The organism is Limosilactobacillus balticus (genome assembly GCF_014145615.1).
Classification (GTDB): Bacteria; Bacillota; Bacilli; order Lactobacillales; family Lactobacillaceae; genus Limosilactobacillus; species Limosilactobacillus balticus.
On sequence record NZ_JACIVH010000054.1, the window covers coordinates 1 to 234 of the forward strand.

Sequence of the window (234 nt, forward strand, 5' to 3'; positions counted from 1 at the left end):
AGTTATTAACTAAACGTAATCGTGGAATATCTCTGACAAGAATGTTTGAAGAAATTCATCGAAAAATGCGTGGGTGGCTTCAGTACTACTCAATTGGGAAACTAACTAACTTTATTCAACGCCTCGACAAGTGGTTGAGGGTCCGAATAAGGCAGTATATCTGGAAGCAATGGAAAAAGTTTAAAACTAAGGTAACTAACTTACAGAAGTTGGGGCTGTCCCAGCGTGATGCAT

At 39.3% G+C, this 234-nt stretch carries 1 protein-coding gene; it reads left to right on the forward strand.

What is annotated here, in order from left to right; genetic code table 11:
- The coding region (locus H5S10_RS10635; RefSeq protein ID WP_325064748.1) for a group II intron maturase-specific domain-containing protein at nt 1-234 on the forward strand (234 nt) is incomplete at both ends.